Source organism: Gillisella vitis (assembly GCF_021559775.1).
Classification (GTDB): Bacteria; Pseudomonadota; Alphaproteobacteria; order Rhizobiales; family Rhizobiaceae; genus Allorhizobium; species Allorhizobium ampelinum.
The window spans coordinates 1,108,021-1,126,300 of sequence record NZ_CP056047.1 but is presented as its reverse complement, the minus strand read 5'-3'; the positions used below and the strand labels follow the sequence as shown (position 1 = coordinate 1,126,300).

16 protein-coding genes are annotated in these 18,280 nt (G+C 57.0%); 9 read left to right on the top strand and 7 right to left on the bottom strand.

Annotated elements, in window-relative coordinates:
* The first annotated feature begins 176 nt into the window (after positions 1-176).
* Positions 177-1,349: a DUF2865 domain-containing protein gene (locus tag AVCG78_RS05240; RefSeq protein ID WP_071204446.1), complete on the top strand. Its 1,173-nt coding sequence runs from the start codon at positions 177-179 to the stop codon at positions 1,347-1,349.
* Between the two features lie 61 nt (positions 1,350-1,410).
* Here the strand turns inward: AVCG78_RS05240 and AVCG78_RS05235 are convergent, their stop codons facing one another.
* A complete protein-coding gene (locus AVCG78_RS05235; protein ID WP_071204445.1) occupies positions 1,411-4,836 on the bottom strand; it encodes a YhdP family protein in 3,426 nt (1,141 codons plus the stop codon).
* A 220-nt stretch (positions 4,837-5,056) separates the two neighbouring features.
* Between AVCG78_RS05235 and bcp the strand changes: the two genes are divergently transcribed.
* The 8 genes from bcp (at position 5,057) to sseA (ending at position 13,185) form a co-directional block, all read left to right on the top strand.
* Positions 5,057-5,530, top strand: coding sequence for a thioredoxin-dependent thiol peroxidase (gene bcp / locus AVCG78_RS05230; RefSeq protein WP_015915772.1), 474 nt, complete (start codon positions 5,057-5,059; stop codon positions 5,528-5,530).
* 101 nt (positions 5,531-5,631) lie between these two features.
* Positions 5,632-6,414 (top strand): ferritin-like domain-containing protein, encoded by a 783-nt coding sequence (locus AVCG78_RS05225; protein ID WP_409065472.1) that lies wholly within the window; start codon positions 5,632-5,634, stop codon positions 6,412-6,414.
* Positions 6,415-6,557: 143 nt separating this feature from the next.
* A complete protein-coding gene (locus AVCG78_RS05220) occupies positions 6,558-7,847 on the top strand; it encodes a M23 family metallopeptidase (RefSeq protein ID WP_409065494.1) in 1,290 nt (429 codons plus the stop codon).
* 166 nt (positions 7,848-8,013) lie between these two features.
* Positions 8,014-8,238, top strand: a complete 225-nt coding sequence (locus tag AVCG78_RS05215) for a hypothetical protein (RefSeq protein ID WP_041696474.1) — start codon at positions 8,014-8,016, stop codon at positions 8,236-8,238.
* Between the two features lie 119 nt (positions 8,239-8,357).
* Complete coding sequence (locus tag AVCG78_RS05210) at positions 8,358-9,809, top strand: cryptochrome/photolyase family protein (RefSeq protein ID WP_071204443.1); 1,452 nt, start codon at positions 8,358-8,360, stop codon at positions 9,807-9,809.
* Positions 9,810-9,953: 144 nt separating this feature from the next.
* Entirely contained in the window at positions 9,954-10,991 is a 1,038-nt protein-coding gene (locus tag AVCG78_RS05205; RefSeq protein WP_015915768.1) for a cysteine synthase A, read from the top strand.
* 5 nt (positions 10,992-10,996) lie between these two features.
* On the top strand, positions 10,997-11,734 hold the full coding sequence (locus AVCG78_RS05200; RefSeq protein ID WP_071204442.1) for an alanyl-tRNA editing protein: 738 nt from the start codon (positions 10,997-10,999) through the stop codon (positions 11,732-11,734).
* A gap of 17 nt (positions 11,735-11,751) precedes the next feature.
* Positions 11,752-13,185, top strand: a complete 1,434-nt coding sequence (gene sseA / locus AVCG78_RS05195) for a 3-mercaptopyruvate sulfurtransferase (RefSeq protein WP_071204441.1) — start codon at positions 11,752-11,754, stop codon at positions 13,183-13,185.
* A gap of 212 nt (positions 13,186-13,397) precedes the next feature.
* Here sseA and AVCG78_RS05190 read toward each other — a convergent pair whose 3' ends face one another.
* The 6 genes from AVCG78_RS05190 to rpsM form a co-directional block, all read right to left on the bottom strand.
* Complete coding sequence (locus AVCG78_RS05190) at positions 13,398-13,910, bottom strand: P-loop NTPase family protein (RefSeq protein WP_071204440.1); 513 nt, start codon at positions 13,908-13,910, stop codon at positions 13,398-13,400.
* Between the two features lie 398 nt (positions 13,911-14,308).
* On the bottom strand, positions 14,309-15,367 hold the full coding sequence (locus tag AVCG78_RS05185) for a purine-nucleoside phosphorylase (protein WP_234665075.1): 1,059 nt from the start codon (positions 15,365-15,367) through the stop codon (positions 14,309-14,311).
* A 249-nt stretch (positions 15,368-15,616) separates the two neighbouring features.
* Positions 15,617-16,042, bottom strand: coding sequence for a 50S ribosomal protein L17 (rplQ, locus tag AVCG78_RS05180; protein ID WP_060715698.1), 426 nt, complete (start codon positions 16,040-16,042; stop codon positions 15,617-15,619).
* Positions 16,043-16,161: 119 nt separating this feature from the next.
* Complete coding sequence (locus AVCG78_RS05175; RefSeq protein ID WP_060715699.1) at positions 16,162-17,172, bottom strand: DNA-directed RNA polymerase subunit alpha; 1,011 nt, start codon at positions 17,170-17,172, stop codon at positions 16,162-16,164.
* Positions 17,173-17,271: 99 nt separating this feature from the next.
* Complete coding sequence (gene rpsK, locus AVCG78_RS05170; protein ID WP_015915761.1) at positions 17,272-17,661, bottom strand: 30S ribosomal protein S11; 390 nt, start codon at positions 17,659-17,661, stop codon at positions 17,272-17,274.
* 132 nt (positions 17,662-17,793) lie between these two features.
* On the bottom strand, positions 17,794-18,162 hold the full coding sequence (gene rpsM / locus AVCG78_RS05165) for a 30S ribosomal protein S13 (RefSeq protein ID WP_015915760.1): 369 nt from the start codon (positions 18,160-18,162) through the stop codon (positions 17,794-17,796).
* Between the last annotated feature and the right edge of the window lie 118 nt (positions 18,163-18,280).

Below are 18,280 nucleotides of genomic sequence, written 5' to 3'. Positions count from 1 at the left end.
CGCATGGTCGGCCTCTTGGCCCTGCCAGACGGGATTGCTAAAACAGGATTACGGGTTGGCGTTTCCAACGCCCTGCCCTATGTTCCTTTTCACTTGGCTTAATGTCACTTGGCTTGATTAGTGTCCCGTCAACCGGCCCAATAGCATGGCCCCAATAGCATGGGTTATGGATCCGCATGCGCGCTATCGCTCTCATCGTTGTCGCGTCCTGTTGTTTCATTACCCTCGGGCCGACCGGTTCGGCATGGGCCGCCCCAAGCTGCGAGGCTATTCGGGCCGAGCTTGCCCAGACACCTGTGGTGATTGGCAATTCCCAGGGCGTGCGTGCCTATTCGGGAGCTGTGACCCGGCAGGATTTCGAGATCCGTAAATTGCAACGCACCCTGCAACAGGCCGGATGCTCCTCCAGTATCACCATTCTCGACGGACATGGACAGGATCTCTGCGCGCCAATGCAGGAGAGCCTTGCCGTCATGCAGGAAAACAAGCGTCAGCTTCTGATCGAACGCAACGCGGCGGGCATGAAGGGCGGCGTCAATCCCCGGCACGCGGAACTGACGGCTGCTTTGCAATCGAATGGCTGTGATATCACCGAACCGGCCCCGGCACTCCAGGACACGGATGACAGCGAGGAGACGGCCAGGCCCTTTGAGGCCCCGGTCTATCCGGATTATCCATTGCGCAACGAGGCGCCGATTTCATCATCCAGCAACGGGCTTATGCTGCCTTCGGGACAGGGCGGATACAGAACGCTCTGCGTCCGAACCTGCGATGGTGGCTTTTTCCCGATCTCGCCCAGCACACCCGCCCGCGATTTTGGTCGCGATGCCGAAACATGCAACCGGCTTTGTCCAGGGACTGAAGCCGAACTCTATTATTCCCGCCTCACCGACGAGGCCAAGGATATGGTTTCAACCGTCACCGGCCAGCCTTATCGCGATATGCCCCATGCCTTCGCCTACCTCAGCCGGGTACCCGGGCAGCCGGGACAATGCAGTTGCAACAGGAGCAGCTCTGATGGCTTGCAGACCAATGCTCCAAAGCCTGGTTTAGGGACTGATTCTGGCGGGTCCTCAGTCATTTCCATCACATCCAATGGATCCGCCGCCAACACCAGACAGATGGACGCCCCGCCTGGTGCGCAGGTCAAAACGTCGACCGACCAAAAGGCGACGACTGGCATGGAAGCCACGAATAAGCCAGCCCCTGAACCTGAGGCGGTGAGCCGACCCTATGATCCAGGACGCCAATCGGTACGCCGCGTCGGCCCAACGTTCCTGCCGTCCAATACCAGCCAGATTGACCTCGTTCATCCAGCGCTTCCAGGCGCACAACCGGTTCAGGAATAGGCTTCTTCAGCATCGTACCGATTCCGGTTTTTTACCCGATCTATGGGGCGGATAAACCGGGCTATTGGAATTCGAAGATCTGGCGGAACATGCCGGGGGCGATGATCGATAGCGGGTTCACCACCAGATGCGGGGCATCGACCGGGCCTTTCAGCTTGAAGGTAATGCCCAAAAGGCCACGGTCCCGGCCATTGCCAAGGATGGCACCGATAATCGGCACTTCCGCAAACAGCCGATTGAGACCATAGGCGGGCATGAATGTCCCGGTCATTTCCATCTGGCCCCTGGTATCCTTGATGGTGCCCTGGAACGATGCGCCGACCTGTTCGCCCCGGACAATGCCGTTATCGGTCCTGAGCACGCCGTCCTGATAGATCAGCCGGGCAAAGGCCCGCTGGAATTTTTCCGAGCTGACATCCAGGTCACGTTTGACCGCCGTATTCAGGCTACGGCCATCATCGGTTGCTGGGGTCGTGACGATTTTCTGTAATCGATCCTCATTCTCGACCCGGAAATTACGCAGATCAACATTGCCCATCCAGTTCTTGTTCAGATCGCCACGGATTTTCACATCCAGCATGCCGCCGCGCATATGGCTATAGAGATCGACGAACCGCACCAACGTGCCTGCATCGCTGGAAATCAGCGATATCTCATTGCCATTTCCAGCCTTGGCCGACTGGACGACGACCGCCTGGCCGGTGTCGGTCACGGCACTCATTTTCAGCGCCGTTATTGCCCCCGATCGAGAGCCATAGACCAGCCTGACGCCGGAAAGGGCTTCGTCATTGAAGCCAATCAGCTTATCGACATCGACACTTATATCGACATCGGTCGAATTGCTTGACGATCGACCGTCGCCAGTCGCACCATTGGAAGAGCTGCCGGATTTCAGCTTCTTCAGCAAAACACGGCCATCAACACTGCTACCACTGACCTTTGCGTTGATGACACCCTTGTTGACCTGAACCGAAAGGCCGAAATCATCGGCGGAGGCCAGTTTGACATGGTCGAGGTCCGCCCCAACCAATCCATTGGTTTTGGATACCACAAGCTTGCCAGTCGCCCCGAACCCGTCGCCGTCGAGATTGAACTTGTCGAGCATGAACAGGCCGGACTTGTCCTGCAATTCCATCGACACCTTGGCGGGAATGCCGGAACCCTTGGTCCAGCCAATAACCGGGACGTTCAAAGTCGCACGCGACAGGTCGCTTTTCACCAGTTGGCGATTGTCATCAAGGCGCGACACTTCCAAATCGATGGTGCCACCAACAATGTCGCCAAGGCCCGGCACGAGCTTGGCGCGCTGGCTGTCATTCAGCTGTCCTTTCACCGTCCAGCTGGGCGCTCTATTGGAACCGCGGTCAACCGGCTGAGAGAAGTCGATCTCCACCGGCACGCCATCGATCTGGGCGTCCCCTTGCAAGACGGCATTTTGCGGATCGACCACCAGCGTACCATCGAAGCCGGTGATCTTCTTGTCCATATAGGGCCGCTTGAGATCGACCCCCTTCATATCCAGCGAGGCCTTCCACACTTCCGGTGGAGGTTTCTGATCGGCGATGATGCCGCCATAGAGCTGAACATCAGCCTTGATTTCGCCTGCAAAATCCTCCGGCACGAATTCCGTGCGTTGCAAGGCTTGCATGGGCTTGAATGTCGCAAGTTCCGCCATGGCATCAGCCGGGCCGCTAACGGAAACGGCGATATTGGCCATCAACGGCTTCTTGTAGGTATTGGCGATTGCAAATGTGCCTTTATCCAACTTGACCTTGCGTCCCGAGGGGAAATAGGACGTGCCGCCATCGATACGCACTTCCAGATCCGGCCCTGTCAGGTCGAAATGCCCGGCAAGATCACGAATCGGCGGCAGATCGCCTGTGACGTTCATTCGCGCGCCGCTGATATCGAAAGCGATTTTCAGCTCGTCAGGCCCCAGATCCAGGGGCTGGGGTATAGGTTTCATCCGCCCGGCAGGAATGAGCACATCAATCGAGGCATTGCTGATCGTGCCGCCGAACAGATTGGCCTGTACCCAGGTGCGTGGCTTCATGGCCATCCAATAGGGCCAGAGCTGCTTGACCATGGCGGTGCGCATCTCGAACAGTTTGCCGTTGAAACGGATTTCCGGCGAGGCGTTGCCAAACTGAACATTGAGCGTGGCTTGCATGCTGCCATGCGGCGTCGACACCGCCAACTCGCTAAATGTCAAATGACGCTGGCTGGGAATGAATTGTCCAAAGGCCTTGAGAGAAAACGGAAACGGCTGCTCTCCCGACGATTCCACCGAAGCCGTGCCCTGATCGACCAGCAGGTCGATGCCGATACCCTGGGCATCGCCCGGCACTGACTGCAACCGGTCAAGATCGATGAACCCGCCGGAAAACGGCACATGGGTCGGGCCGAAATCCACCTCAGAGGGCCGGATTTCCGCCGTCAGCTTGTCAAAATCATAGGCGAGATTGATGTCGGCCCGCGTCAGGTCCTGCTTGTCACCATCGACGTAGAGGATGCCGTTTTCCGTCCGCAATCGCGCCGAGAGAGCCGGCTTCTGGCTTTGTGACTGCCGCAAGGCATAGAAATCGATATTGATGCTGGTATCGGCCCCGTCCCGCCAGACCCCTGTGGGCGTGCGCTTGATCAGGAAGGGCGTGGCGATCAGATCCGTCACCGTTGCTGTCAACGACGTGGTGCGGGCTCCGTCAGTCATCGCCTCGGCGGAGATCGTGCTGACCTTGCCGTTGATAGACGTCTCACCCTCGATGGCAAGCGAATCGTCCTTCCTGCGTGTCAATGTCAGATCGTTGACCTGCACATCAACCGGCTGACCAATTCCATTTTTGGCAGGCAAGGTAATGCCCCCAAGGCGCAGCCGATCCAGACCTCCCCGGACAATGAAGCCATGTACATCGTCGAGATTGCCGAACATCGTCTCCATGAACGCCGGAAACTTGTCGATCCGCAGCGTAGCAAGATCCAGATCGCCGCCCTGCAACAGCCGTGAACTATCGAAATCGATGCCAGTCACGTCGATTTCGGTCACGGAAACCCGCCCCATCAGCAGCGAGATCGGATCGATGACCAGTTTGACGTCGCCGGCTTTGGAGACCACCTGCTGGGTCTTCGGATCGGTCAGGGTGACATTCTGCGCGGCGACCGCCAGATGCAAATTCTTGGAAAGACGGATGGAGGTCTGGTCGATATCGGCTTTCAGGTCGTCGCCAATCGCAGATTGAAAAGCGGCGCGCGCACCGGTCGACAGGGCCTGGTCCAGCGTACCGGTTTCAATCGCAATGGCCGCCGCCCCCAGCATGGCCATCAGCGACAGGACGATATAGGCCCCAAACCGCATCAATCTGGTCAGAGGGCCACGTCGGCGCGGGCAGTGCACAATCAAGGGATCATCGACCTGCGAGGACGGCAAGGTCTCGAGGGCAACAATGTCGCCTTTGCGAAAACGGATTTTCTCGCCCCGGATTTCTCCCATGCCTTGGCCTGTATCTCCGATATTTCCTGAAGTTCGACGGGCTGTTAGCGCACCGGCAACCTTATGATTCCAATGAATGACCGAATTCGACATCTGCCTTGACTGCGCGCAGCAAACAGAATTCTGATGGCAAATTCATTACACTGGACGCGCGTCATCTGCGCTATATATCCGTCCCGGCCTTATATTTCCACAAACCGGGCAAAAGAAAGGTATCAGCATGGCGGAATTGTCGATTGGGGACATGGCTCCGGATTTCACGCTACCGCGCGATGGCGGTGGCACGGTGAGCCTCTCTTCCTTCAAGGGCAAGCAGGTGGTTGTCTATTTTTATCCCAAGGACGATACCAGCGGCTGCACCGTAGAAGCCACGTCCTTCACATCCCTGACACCGGAATTCGAGAGTTCCGGTGCTGTTATCATCGGCATTTCTCCTGATACGGTGAAAAGCCACGATAAATTCGTCGCCAAACACGGACTTGCCGTCATGCTCGGCTCGGACGAGGAGAAGACCACGCTGGAAGCCTACGGCGTGTGGAAGGAAAAAAGCATGTATGGCAAGACCTATATGGGGGTCGAGCGCAGCACCTTCCTGATCGATGCCGATGGCCGGATCGCAGGCGTCTGGCGCAAGGTGAAAGTCCCTGGTCATGCTGAGGCGGTGCTGCAAGCCGTAAAAGACAAAGCAGCGTAGCTGGAATATTTCGCCCGAAATCGATAGAGATTTCAGAAATTATGCAATAAATGCCAAGCATGTCTCATAGCATGATAAAATCCCTGAGAGCGGGTGCGACGATGGCAATCGCCGCAACCGACCTTGATGAAAAAACTGGTCTTGCGCAGGAAACCGCCCGCCGCTGGCATGGCCGGACTCTATCGCTGCGCTCGCCGCTCGATCCGCCGCTGCCGGATCGTCCGGGGCGTCCCGCCAATCCAGTTCTGGTGCCGCCGAAAGCCACGGAAAAACGGTCGCTGCACACGCTGAAGGGCCGGATCGCCATGCTGCATTCACTGGCCCATATCGAGTTGAATGCCGTGGATCTCGCGCTGGATATTGTTGCCCGCTTTGCCAGCGAACCAGTGCCACATTCGTTTTTCGACGGCTGGATGCAGGTTGCCTTTGAAGAAGCGAAGCATTTCGGCTTGGTGCGCGACCGGCTCCGGGCGCTCGGGGCCGATTATGGCGATATGCCAGCCCATGATGGACTTTGGCAGGCCGCCCATAGCACCCGCACCGATCTGACAGCCCGGCTAGCCGTGGTGCCGCTCATTCTTGAGGCGCGCGGACTGGATGTGACCCCTTCCCTTCAGGAAAAAATGCGCGAGACCGGCGATATCGAGAGCGCGGACGTCTTGAAGGTGATTTACGACGATGAGAAAGGCCATGTCGCCGTCGGCGCCAAATGGTTTCGCTTTCTCTGCGCCCGCGAAAAACGCGACCCGGCCAAAACCTTCCAGCAATTGGTGCGCGCCAATTTCCGGGGGGCGCTGAAAGCACCGTTCAACGACATTGCCCGGGCCGAAGCCGGGCTGACGCCCTCCTTTTATCGGGTGCTTTCCTCCATCAGCCACGCTTGAAACATCTCGGCCATAAGCAACATTTTGTTAACCTTAACAGGATGTAATCACCTCGACAGAATCGGGTCTGCAATCTGGATCAGAAGTTACAGTTTGGCCATGCGCAATGCGCAGCGGCTGTAACGATGCGCGAGGTCGACATGATGAAGACACGCAGCCGCAAAGGCTTCAGCAAACGTCAGCGCCAACAGCATGTCCTTATCCTCGCATCCGGGGAAACCATTCGCCATATGACCCTGCGTCCGTGGATGGCAGGTGCAGGTCTTTGCCTGGTGGTGGCCGGCGTGGTTGGCTATCTCGGCGCGACCTCTTATCTCATCATGCGCGATAATCTTATCGGAGCCTCCATGGCCCGCCAGGCGCATTTGCAGCACGATTACGAAGACCGGATTTCCGCCTTGCGTGCCCAGGTCGACCGGGTCACGTCCCGGCAATTGCTGGACCAGCAGGTGGTGGAGGAAAAGCTTCAAACCCTGCTCGAAAAGCAGATGGCGCTTTCTGCCCGTTCCGGCAAGCTTGGATCGCTTCTGGACCGTGCAGAGGAATCCGGCCTGACGCCGAATGAGCCTTCAGCGCCTGTGATGCCGGATAAATCCGCGTCCGTCGCACCTGTGGGTAAGGGCAATGCACTGGCCGCCCTGAATCGGATGCTCCATACCGGCCCCGCAGACACACAGGAAAGCGATGGTCCGGCATTGGGCTTTATGCCTGCCCATGAAAGCGGCGCCGACCGGGCGGACCGGGTTTTTCGCAACGTGACGCTGTCGCTGAAATCCATCGAACAACAACAGAAATCAAGCATCCATGCACTGACCGCCGAGGCGAGCGACAAGGCCAACACCATCGAGCAGGTCTTGACCGACAATGGCATCCGGATCGACACGCCTGATGCTGGCAAGGACGGAATGGGTGGCCCCCTGGTCGATGCCGACCCCAAGCTCGGGTTCGATACCAGTCTCGACGGGTTGGACAGCGCCCTCAATCGCCTGGATGCCGCCCGCGAGACGGCAAAGGACATGCCTTTTTCCAACCCTGCCGCCACCCGCGAAATCACCAGCCCGTTCGGCAACCGCCCTGACCCGCTGCTTGGACGGCTGGCCATGCATACCGGCATAGATTTCCGCGCAACAAATGGCTCTCCCGTCAAAAGTGCCGGTGCTGGAACCGTCATTACGGCCGGACCGACGGGCGGCTATGGAAATATGGTGGAAATCGACCATGGCCAGGGACTGTCCACCCGTTACGGCCATATGTCGAAAATCCTCGTTCGTCCGGGCGAAAAGATCGAGGTCGGCCAGTTGATTGGCCTTTCCGGATCGACCGGGCGCTCCACCGGGCCACACCTGCATTATGAAATTCGCAAGAACGGCAACCCGATCAATCCGATGAGCTTTCTGGCTTCCGGAATGACACTGAAGCCATTTATTGAGTAAGCCCTCACATCAGGAGGACTCTCGTAACGGGCTATGAGATTGGCAGGACTTACCAAGGCAACCCGTTATTCATAAATGTCTGTTACTGCATATCTGCAGATACAAGGATTAGTCAGGGGACCGAGTTGCAAACAAAGCAGCTCAACAGACAAAGCGGAACGGTACTATGTGGCTTGAACTGCATGACGGCGACGGGTTTCCCTTCTTCGTCAATATGGACAATGTCGTTGATTTTCGCTGGTATGAACGAGAAAAATATACCAGCTTGCTCACCACGGCGCCTGTGGCGGAAAAACTCCATATGCTTTACGTGCGCGAAAGCGCGACCCAGATCATGCAGATGATCCGCCAGGAGCAAAACCGGCAGGCCGGCAGAGCGGGTGGCGCCTAAAGCATCGGCGGCGAAAGGCGAACCGGTTTTCTGAACGATGCTCTAAACACAGCAAAGATTGATCCAACACCTTTCGCCCAGCGTAATGGTATAGGTTACTCCTGCCTTAGCGAGCTGCCATGCCAAATGCCCACCCTAGTCCAACCATCCTGTGGTTCCGCAAGGATCTGCGTCTCGATGACAACAGGGCGCTTCTGGCGGCATTGCAGACCTCTGCCCCGATCATCCCCCTCTATATCCTTGAGCCCGAGGAGATGGACACCGGGCCCCTCGGTCCGGCACAGGCCTGGTGGCTGCATCACTCCCTCGTCAGCCTCGACCAGTCACTTCAATCCTACGGCAGCCGATTGGTTCTTCGCAACGGCCCACCGGGCCAGGTCCTGCGCCATCTGATTGAGGAAACCGGCGCCAAAGCCGTCCACTGGAATCGCCGTTACGATCCGTCCGGCATGGCCATCGATGCGGAGCTGAAAGCCGCTCTGCGCAGCGACGGGCTTGAAGCCACTAGCCATGCCGGCTTCCTGCTGCATGAACCGTCGAAGGTGAAAACCGGGAGCGGCGGGCCTTTCCGTGTCTACACACCCTTCTGGCGAGCTCTTGAAAAACAGGGCGATCCACCGCCGCCCGTCGAGAGACCCAGGACCTTGCACAACCCTGCCCATTGGCCGGATAGCGACCGGTTGGAAGACTGGCAACTGCTGCCGACCAAGCCGGATTGGGCAAAGGAGTTTTCGGAAATCTGGACTCCGGGAGAGCCCGGCGCTCAGGACAAACTGAGCCAGTTTATCGATCATGGCCTCAAAGGCTACCGCACGCAGCGGGATTTCCCCGCCCAACCCCATACATCCGGCCTGTCGCCACATCTGGCGCTCGGGGAGATTTCTCCGGCGCGTATCTGGCATGCAACCATCGGCCTTGGCGATGATGTGTCCACCGACGACTATGTGCATTTTCGAAAAGAGCTGGTCTGGCGGGAATTTTCCTACCATCTGCTGTTTCACTTTGCCGATCTGGCCAGCCAGAACTGGAACGACCGCTTCAATGACTTCCCCTGGAAGAAGAACGCGGCATTTCTATCTGCCTGGCAGCGGGGCCAGACTGGCTATCCGATCGTCGATGCAGGCATGCGCCAGCTTTGGCGACATGGTGTCATGCACAATCGTGTGCGGATGATTGTCGCTTCCTTTCTGATCAAGGACCTGATGATCGACTGGCGCGAAGGCGAAGCCTGGTTTCGTTACACCTTGGTCGATGCCGATCCGGCCTCAAACGCCGCCAGCTGGCAATGGGTGGCTGGCTCCGGCGCCGATGCCTCACCGTTTTTCCGGATTTTCAACCCGGTCACCCAGAGTGAGAAATTCGATCCGGACGGCGACTATATCCGCCAATTCGTGCCAGAGCTGGCAAAACTGCCAAACAACCTGATCCATCGCCCATTCGAAGCCCCCGCCCCCCTGTTGGAAAAGGCGGGGATTATGCTTGGCAAAACCTATCCAGCGCCACTGGTAGATCACAAAAGAGCCAGAGCCGTGGCCCTTGAGGCTTATAAATCAACCGGCTCGCCGGACTGAATAACAGGTGCACGGACGCTTTACCCACATACTGAGGCAAGGTTTTCCGGGTTGATGCCACAGCAAGAAATTGCATTTCTTGTCATGCAGGGCTTGTAGACCGAAAACACACTTTCTATTGTTCGGGAAACAGAAAGTGCGCTCATGGCATTCCACCCCTCCGTTCTAGACGCCATCGGCAACACGCCGCTGATCCGGCTGAAAGCCGCTTCGCAGGCAACCGGCTGCACCATTTTGGGCAAGGCCGAGTTTCTCAATCCCGGCCAGTCCGTCAAGGACCGTGCCGCGCTCTACATTATCCGCGATGCCGAACGGCGCGGATTGCTGCGGCCTGGCGGCGTGATTGTCGAGGGTACAGCCGGTAATACCGGTATCGGACTGACCCTGGTCGCCAAGGCGCTTGGCTACCGCACCGTGATCGTCATTCCGGAAACCCAGAGCCAGGAAAAGAAGGACGCATTGCGGCTACTGGGTGCCGAACTGGTCGAGGTTCCCGCCGTTCCCTATAAGAACCCGAATAATTATGTGAAGCTTTCCGGACGGCTTGCGGCCCAGCTGGCGAAAACCGAACCGAACGGCGCGATCTGGGCCAATCAGTTTGACAATACCGCCAATCGGGACGCTCATATCGAGACAACAGCCCGGGAGATATTTGAGGATACCGGCGGTGCTGTTGATGGTTTCATCTGCGCGGTCGGCTCCGGTGGCACGCTGGCAGGCACGGGGATCGGACTGCGAAACCTGAAGCCTGGCGTCAAAATCGGCCTTGCCGATCCCGAAGGAGCCGCGCTCTATGAATTCTACCGGAATGGCGAATTGAAATCCTCTGGTTCCTCAATCAGCGAAGGCATCGGCCAGGGCCGGATTACCGCCAATCTGGAAGGATTTACGCCTGATTTCTCTTACCTCATCCCCGACAGCGAAGCCCTGCCGATCATTTTCGATCTGGTCGAACAGGAAGGCCTCTGCCTTGGCGGCTCTTCCGGCATCAATATTGCCGGTGCCATCCGGCTGGCGCGCGATCTTGGGCCGGGTCATACCATCGTGACCATCCTGTGCGATTATGGCAATCGCTACCAGTCGAAGCTCTATAATCCGGCCTTCCTCAAAGAAAAGGGCCTGCCGCAGCCGACATGGCTGGGCGGCAAAACTGACATTTCCATTCCCTTCGAACCTGTCTGAGCCCCATGCCAACATTGCCTCTGTTTCGTGACGACTTTTACCTTTCGACGGCAGAGGCGGTGGTGACAACCGTGCATGACGACGGCTCAATTGAGCTTGACCAGACCTGTTTTTACGCCACATCCGGCGGCCAGCCGGGCGATACCGGATTTCTGGAACGGGCCGATGGCTCGACCATTCAACTTGGCCTGACGCGCCACGGCCCGGACAAGACTATCATTCTGCACCAGCCGCTGGAGGGCCAGCCAAGTCCTGACATTGGCGAAAAACTGGTCCTGCATGTGGATTGGCCACGCCGCTACAAACTGATGCGGATGCATACCGCCTGCCATCTGCTGTCGGTGGTCTGCCCGTTTCCCATTACCGGTGCTGCGGTCGGCGAGGATGAAAGCCGGGTGGATTTCGACATGAGCGACGCCATCGACCGCGAAACGGTGACGGCGGATCTGATGCGGTTGGTGGAGGAAAACCATCCGGTTTACCTGGAATGGATCACCGACGCGCAACTGGCAGCCAATCCGGATATCGTCAAATCCAAGAATGTGCGCCCACCGATGGGTTTGGGTCGCGTTAGCCTTGTTTGCATCGGAGAGAATTCATCCGTTGACAGCCAGCCCTGCGGCGGCACACATGTTTCCGAGACCCAGGAGGTCGGTGCGATTCACATCGCCAAGATCGAGAAAAAGGGCAAGGAGAACCGGCGCTTCCGTATTCGCTTCGGTACGCTGGAACCCTCTGCCTGACAAGCATGGAGAGAAGCATGTCTGCGGAGAAAAGCCGTTTCGTCGTATCGGCCGAGTGGGTACAGAAGCAATTGGGCGCACCTCAATTCAAGGTCGTCGATGCATCGGTGTATTTGCCAGTTCACAACCGTAATGCGGCAGATGAATATGCCAGTGGTCACATTCCTGGCGCTGTGTTTTTCGATCAAGACCAAATCGCAGATCATTCCTCCTCCTTGCCCCACACATTGCCCTCGCCAGAGAGATTTTCCGAGGCCGTTGGCAAGCTCGGCATTGCCGACACGGATACTATTGTTGTCTATGACGGCCCCGGAGTTTATTCCGCACCGCGCGTCTGGTGGATGCTGCGTGTGATGGGTGCGCGCGATGTGTTTGTTCTCGATGGCGGTCTGGATGGCTGGAAGCAACAGGGCCTGCCTTTGGAAGTCGACTTGCCCGAGCCTGCGCCCGCCATTTTCAACGCAACGTTCAGCGAAGCCCAGGTAACATCCTTCGCCGAGATGCGCACCATTGTCGATGAGGGCTTGAAGCAGGTGGCAGACGCGCGCCCCGCAGGCCGCTTCACCGGTCAGGATGCCGAACCACGGGCCGGAATACGCTCCGGCCATATGCCGGGGGCACGGTCTGTGCCTGCATCGATTTTGAGCGAGAATGGGCGATTAAAAGATCTCTCCGCGCTACGGGCGATTTTTACCGAGGCGGGCATTGACCTGACACGCCCGATCGTTACCAGCTGCGGCTCCGGGGTTACGGCTGCAGCAGTGACGCTGGCGCTACAATCGCTCGGCCATCACGACAATACGCTCTATGACGGCTCCTGGTCAGAATGGGGCTCTCGCAAGGATACTCCGGTGGTAACCGGACCAGCAGATGCGATTGAAGGCGAGTTACCCACGCTTCTAACCGCCCATGTCACCAAGCTGGAAATGACCGCGCCCCCGAAATCCAGCTTGCCAGTGCCGATCAATATCCAGACGGCAATCATCCGCGCCACTGAAATGCCCCTACCCTATTACCGCTTCCTCTATCGGCAGGTCGGCTCCCGCTGGCACTGGTACAAGCGCCTGCAGATGAGCGATGCCGAGCTGAAGGCGACCATCCATAGCCCGGATGTGTCAATCTGTGTGCTTTACGTCAATGGCGCCCCAGCGGGCTTCTTCGAGCTGACCCAGCAACCGGACAATACCGTCGAGCTGTCCTATTTCGGCCTGTTCGAACATGCACTGGGACTTGGAATCGGCAAATGGTTCCTGCTTCAGGCCCTCTATGCCGCCTGGTCGACCGCACCAACCAAAATCTCGGTAATGACAAATACACTCGACCATCCCCGCGCCCTGCAACTCTACCAGCAATTCGGCTTTTCACCGGTTGAAACGTGGAACGAGTTGGTGGAGCCACCCTCCGAATCCAGTTTGCTGGACATTTTGAAGCGGGATTACAACATTCAGTGATCGGCTGTGACGCCGGTCAATTCGTCTTCAAGCCTGTCAGGTTTAGATTGAACCCGACAGGCTTTATGCCGATTCCGAAGACCGACATACAAGGCTCGAAAAACACGCCGCGCCCTTGCTCCAGCCCTAACTTAAATGTGGAATACTTTCTGCCTCCAATATCTCTCGCGAAACCCAGGCAGGGATTCCGCGTAAATCGCGACGCATCCGGATCAGATATCATTTGCGAATGCATTCAGCTCGTCTAAGCTGCTGAGCTGCACCAGCGGTTTGCCTTGGAGTTTAGCCTCAGCGCAAAGCTCTCGAATTGTCGGCATCCATCCCTGATCGACATCCCAAATCGTATGGAAAAGCTCTCGCGTGGGTGGCATAGCAGAAAAACCGCCTGGGGCATGTTCGAGTTTCCCAGCCATCCATGCCATCTGCCGTTCTGCCGCAAGCCAGAAATGCATCCATAACGCCATGTCGATGAGGATGATTTCCGTTGCCCGCGCAACGCGGGACGGGATTGAGTCCAGGCTGCCTAGCCCGTCGATCACCCAGGCATCTTCAGAAATAATTTTCTCATGCTTGAGTGCATAGACGTCAGGCGGGGTTAGAATCCAACCTTCTTGCCAAAGAAAGCGGTCGATTTCGACATGCGGTAAACCTCGCTTCTCGCCAAGCTTGCGAGCGAGAGTAGATTTTCCACCACCAGCATTACCGAGAATGACGATCCGCGACATCGGCTATTGGCCTGAAATTTCCCAATTAAAACGACAGACTTGAACTGAATTTTCTAACGTTGCGAAACAAATGCCTCACAACAGGTGAGTGCGCAGAATGTTTCGCGAAGATATCTCCAGCAAGACAAACCGCCCGACACACGCACCGCAAGGCGACTCGGCACCAGTATCCACTTGGATGCCACATTTCGGTTAGGGGCTGACGTCCTTAATGGCTTATTTTTTTAATAAAACCATAAAACGCATAATACGAAGAGTCATTAAAAATGACTCTTCGTATTCCTTTTGCAAATAACACAAGTCTCCGATGCATTGGAGATATTTACAATCTCTTCAAGGCGAACATGCGTTAGCATATTCGCCTTGGTATAGGGCACTCACGACACTCGCTGTATGGTCTATTTCCAACCCTCCCCTTCCTTCCACGTTTTCCAGTCCGCGATAACGGCATCGGCGAACCGACTCCCAACCCTATAAGCATTTGTGACTGATGGCATGAAGCCGCCGGACTTCGACGTCAGCGATTCGATCGCAGTGCGGCCAAACGGCTCACGGTCAAAATTGGAAGCCGTGCGCAACACCAGAATACGGTTGAAATCGAGACGCCTGGCCTCCGACGCGCGCTTCAAAGCTGTGAGCGTCGCATTATCCTCCATCTGGGTGGTGCAGTAATGGGCTTTCCCATCGGTGACCAATGCGGCAAACCGTTCTGTGGCTTCAGCATCCTTTGCCCCATGCCAATAGGTATCGCCTGAGACCGTGTCGCAAATCTTCACAGACGGGGCAGCCTTGGCTGCCGGCGCGGCATAGGCGGCGCGATAAGTCTTGGCGGCATCGCTGTCCATCAGTTCGACGGATCCAGTCAGCGCCACGGCCTTTTGGACCAGCGCCTCGTTCAGCGCGTAGACCTCCGTCCCCGCTGCCCAGGTTGGTTTGGCGGCCGGACTTGCCGCACCCAGCGGCACCTGCCCGTCTGGCCAGTCCTTGTCGATCTGGCGGGCATCGATATCATGCCGCAATCCGCCATCCACCACATATCTGGCCCAGAGCGCAGATCCCAGAGTTCCTTCCTTCGGATTGACGCCCGCAATTCCTGCAATCAACACATAGGTGTTGCGAAGGTCAAACCGACGGTCGAACGACACCGCCATGGTCGAACTCGCCGCATTGGCATAGCCCATTGCCGTGGTCATCACGCAGAGGCCCTGACGATCGCAGGCGACCTCAGGATACTCTTTCGACAGGCCTGGCACTTTAACTTTCGTCGTCAGCTTGCGCCCCGCCAGCCAAGGCTTGGTCTCTTCGCCAAACATCGTGATAACAAGAACTTTTGGAGCGATTGTTTTCACTCCCCGGCTGGAAGCCGACGACGCGGCTTGACTGACAATGGCGCTGGACGCCACCGTCAAGGCCGTGACAATCATCGCAGTGGCGAATGCAGGCAATCTTGGCATCATGGGATAGGTCTCTTTGTCGAAGGGCAATGGCAGCATTGCAGGGAGGGAGATCTCCTTCTTAGCCCGGACAGAATTTCAGGTCAAAACCATAGACCAGAGGCATAGGCGATCCTGAACATTAACCAACAACGGCGCGACGCCTAAACACAACTCTCCCGGAAAGACTTGGAGCAGTGAGCCAGAAAACGGAAAAGGGCCGGATGGTTTCCCATCCGGCCCTGAAACAAACGACTTAACGTCGCTTATGGCTTATGCTGCTTCAGCGGTTTCTGCTTCTGCGGCAACGCGAGCCTTGTCAGCTGCACCCTTGGCGTCGACATCGCGCTCAACGAACTCGATAACGGCCAGAGGAGCGTTGTCGCCCTGACGGAAGCCAGCCTTCATGATGCGAAGGTAGCCGCCGTTACGGCTGGCGTAACGGGTCGCAATCGCATCGAACAGCTTGCGAACAGCATCCTGATCCTTGATCTGCGAAATGGCCTGACGACGAGCGTGCAGGTCGCCACGCTTGCCGAGTGTGACAAGCCGTTCGACGATCGGGCGAATTTCCTTCGCCTTAGGCAGGGTGGTAACAATTTGCTCATGGGTGATGAGCGAAGCCGCCATATTGGCAAACATTGCCTTACGGTGGCTCGCGGTACGGTTCAGCTTGCGGCCGGCTTTCTGATGGCGCATGGCTATTCTCCTTCAATGCAGGTTCCCGCGCTTGTTGCGGCCCTGCCGTTTCCTGACACATACGGATCAAGATCCGCAGTTTGACTGGAAAGGCAGAGTTCAACCTGCCTTATCTAAGATTAATATTGGTCTTCGTAGCGCTTGGCGAGATCTTCGATGTTTTCCGGCGGCCAGGCAGGAACTTCCATACCCAGATGCAGGCCCATGGAAGCCAAAACTTCCTTGATCTCGTTCAGCGATTTGCGGCCAAAATTCGGTGTGCGCAGCATTTCGGCTTCGGTCTTCTGGATCAGATCGCCAATATATACGATATTGTCGTTCTTCAGGCAGTTGGCCGAACGAACCGAAAGCTCGAGTTCGTCGACCTTCTTCAAGAGAGCCGGGTTGAAAGCCAGTTCGGTAACGGCTTCTTCTTCAGCTTCACGCTGCGGCTCATCGAAGTTGACGAAGACAGACAGCTGATCCTGGAGAATACGGGCAGCGAAAGCCACCGCATCTTCACCCGAAACAGACCCATCAGTCTCGATCGTCATGGTCAGCTTGTCGTAGTCAAGAACCTGGCCTTCGCGGGTGTTTTCCACCTTGTAGGACACTTTCTTGACCGGCGAATAGAGGCTGTCGACCGGGATAAGCCCAATCGGTGCATCTTCTGCGCGGTTACGATCGGCGGGGACATAGCCCTTACCGTTGTTGACCGTGAATTCCATCCGGATTTCCGCACCTTCATCCAGCGTGCAGATGACATGGTTCGGATTGAGGATCTCGATATCGCCAACCGTCTGGATATCTCCAGCGGTCACGACGCCTGGACCCTGCTTGCGGACGACCATGCGCTTGGCATCGTCGCCGTCCATCTTGATGGCAATTTCCTTGATGTTCAAAACGATGTCGGTGACATCTTCGCGAACACCTGGGATCGACGAGAATTCATGCAGAACGCCGTCGATTTGAACTGCCGTCACGGCAGCACCACGCAGCGACGACAGCAAAACGCGACGAAGCGCGTTGCCGAGCGTCAGACCGAAGCCCCGCTCAAGCGGTTCGGCAACCAGGGTGGCCTTGGTGCGACCGCTGGAGGAGAACTCAACCTTGTTCGGCTTGATCAGTTCCTGCCAATTCTTCTGAATCATATGTTTACCTTCCGTTCGTCGCCACTATTCAATCGTGACGACCGAGCATGAGAAGAACCGGGACCGCATGTGCGCATATCCCGGCCGGACGAAGAATGATCAGACGCGGCGCTTCTTGCGAGGACGGCAGCCATTGTGCGGGATCGGGGTCACATCGCGGATCGAGGTGATCATGAAGCCCGCAGCCTGCAAAGCGCGCAGAGCCGATTCACGGCCAGAACCCGGACCGCAAACTTCGACTTCCAGCGACTTCATGCCGTGTTCCTGAGCCTTCTTGGCGCAATCTTCAGCAGCGATCTGAGCGGCAAACGGGGTCGACTTACGCGAACCCTTGAAGCCCTTGGCACCAGCGGACGACCAGGCAATCGCATTGCCCTGCGCGTCAGTGATGGTGATCATCGTGTTGTTGAATGTCGAGTTGACGTGCGCAACACCCGACGAAATATTTTTGCGCTCTCTACGGCGAACGCGTGTGGCTTCCTTGGCCATTCAATTCCCTTTCATTGATCTCTACACCGCCGTAACACCAGCGGCTCCACCGGAAAGGACAACGTGCCCTTTCCAAAACTGCAACAAGGCCGGCACTGACGTGCCAGCCTCAAGCTCGCCATACAGCGAACCTTACTTCTTCTTACCAGCGATAGCCTTTGCCGGACCCTTGCGAGTACGAGCATTGGTATGGGTACGCTGACCGCGAACAGGCAGACCGCGACGATGGCGCAGACCGCGGTAGCAGCCCAGATCCATCAAACGCTTGATGTTCATTGCGGTGTCGCGACGCAGGTCACCTTCGACCTGGTAATCGCGGTCGATGGTTTCACGGATAGCCAGAACTTCAGCATCTGTCAGCTGATGAACGCGGCGGTCGGCGGAAAGGCCAACCTTTTCCATGATTTCCTGTGCGAACTTCGGACCAATCCCATGAATATAGGTCAGCGCGATAACTACGCGCTTTGCCGTTGGGATGTTGACGCCAGCGATACGTGCCACGCCTATTCTCCTTGCGTTCCAGTTGCCATCCGGCAAGTGGTGTGTCGTTTGACAGCCGTGACAAGGCCGCCGATTGATTTTTGGGTTCTCAACAAGTCAAAACGACCGAACCCGTCTT

Excerpts from the sequence above, each read along its gene's own strand:
- AVCG78_RS05240 (WP_071204446.1), top strand. The coding sequence starts at position 177 with ATGCGCGCTATCGCTCTCATCGTTGTCGCGTCCTGTTGTTTCATTACC.
- AVCG78_RS05235 (WP_071204445.1), bottom strand. The coding sequence starts at position 4,836 with ATGGGAGAAATCCGGGGCGAGAAAATCCGTTTTCGCAAAGGCGACATT.
- bcp (WP_015915772.1), top strand. The coding sequence starts at position 5,057 with ATGGCGGAATTGTCGATTGGGGACATGGCTCCGGATTTCACGCTACCG.
- AVCG78_RS05225 (WP_409065472.1), top strand. The coding sequence starts at position 5,632 with ATGGCAATCGCCGCAACCGACCTTGATGAAAAAACTGGTCTTGCGCAG.
- AVCG78_RS05220 (WP_409065494.1), top strand. The coding sequence starts at position 6,558 with ATGAAGACACGCAGCCGCAAAGGCTTCAGCAAACGTCAGCGCCAACAG.
- AVCG78_RS05215 (WP_041696474.1), top strand. The coding sequence starts at position 8,014 with ATGTGGCTTGAACTGCATGACGGCGACGGGTTTCCCTTCTTCGTCAAT.
- AVCG78_RS05210 (WP_071204443.1), top strand. The coding sequence starts at position 8,358 with ATGCCAAATGCCCACCCTAGTCCAACCATCCTGTGGTTCCGCAAGGAT.
- AVCG78_RS05205 (WP_015915768.1), top strand. The coding sequence starts at position 9,954 with ATGGCATTCCACCCCTCCGTTCTAGACGCCATCGGCAACACGCCGCTG.
- AVCG78_RS05200 (WP_071204442.1), top strand. The coding sequence starts at position 10,997 with ATGCCAACATTGCCTCTGTTTCGTGACGACTTTTACCTTTCGACGGCA.
- sseA (WP_071204441.1), top strand. The coding sequence starts at position 11,752 with ATGTCTGCGGAGAAAAGCCGTTTCGTCGTATCGGCCGAGTGGGTACAG.
- AVCG78_RS05190 (WP_071204440.1), bottom strand. The coding sequence starts at position 13,910 with ATGTCGCGGATCGTCATTCTCGGTAATGCTGGTGGTGGAAAATCTACT.
- AVCG78_RS05185 (WP_234665075.1), bottom strand. The coding sequence starts at position 15,367 with ATGATGCCAAGATTGCCTGCATTCGCCACTGCGATGATTGTCACGGCC.
- rplQ (WP_060715698.1), bottom strand. The coding sequence starts at position 16,042 with ATGCGCCATCAGAAAGCCGGCCGCAAGCTGAACCGTACCGCGAGCCAC.
- AVCG78_RS05175 (WP_060715699.1), bottom strand. The coding sequence starts at position 17,172 with ATGATTCAGAAGAATTGGCAGGAACTGATCAAGCCGAACAAGGTTGAG.
- rpsK (WP_015915761.1), bottom strand. The coding sequence starts at position 17,661 with ATGGCCAAGGAAGCCACACGCGTTCGCCGTAGAGAGCGCAAAAATATT.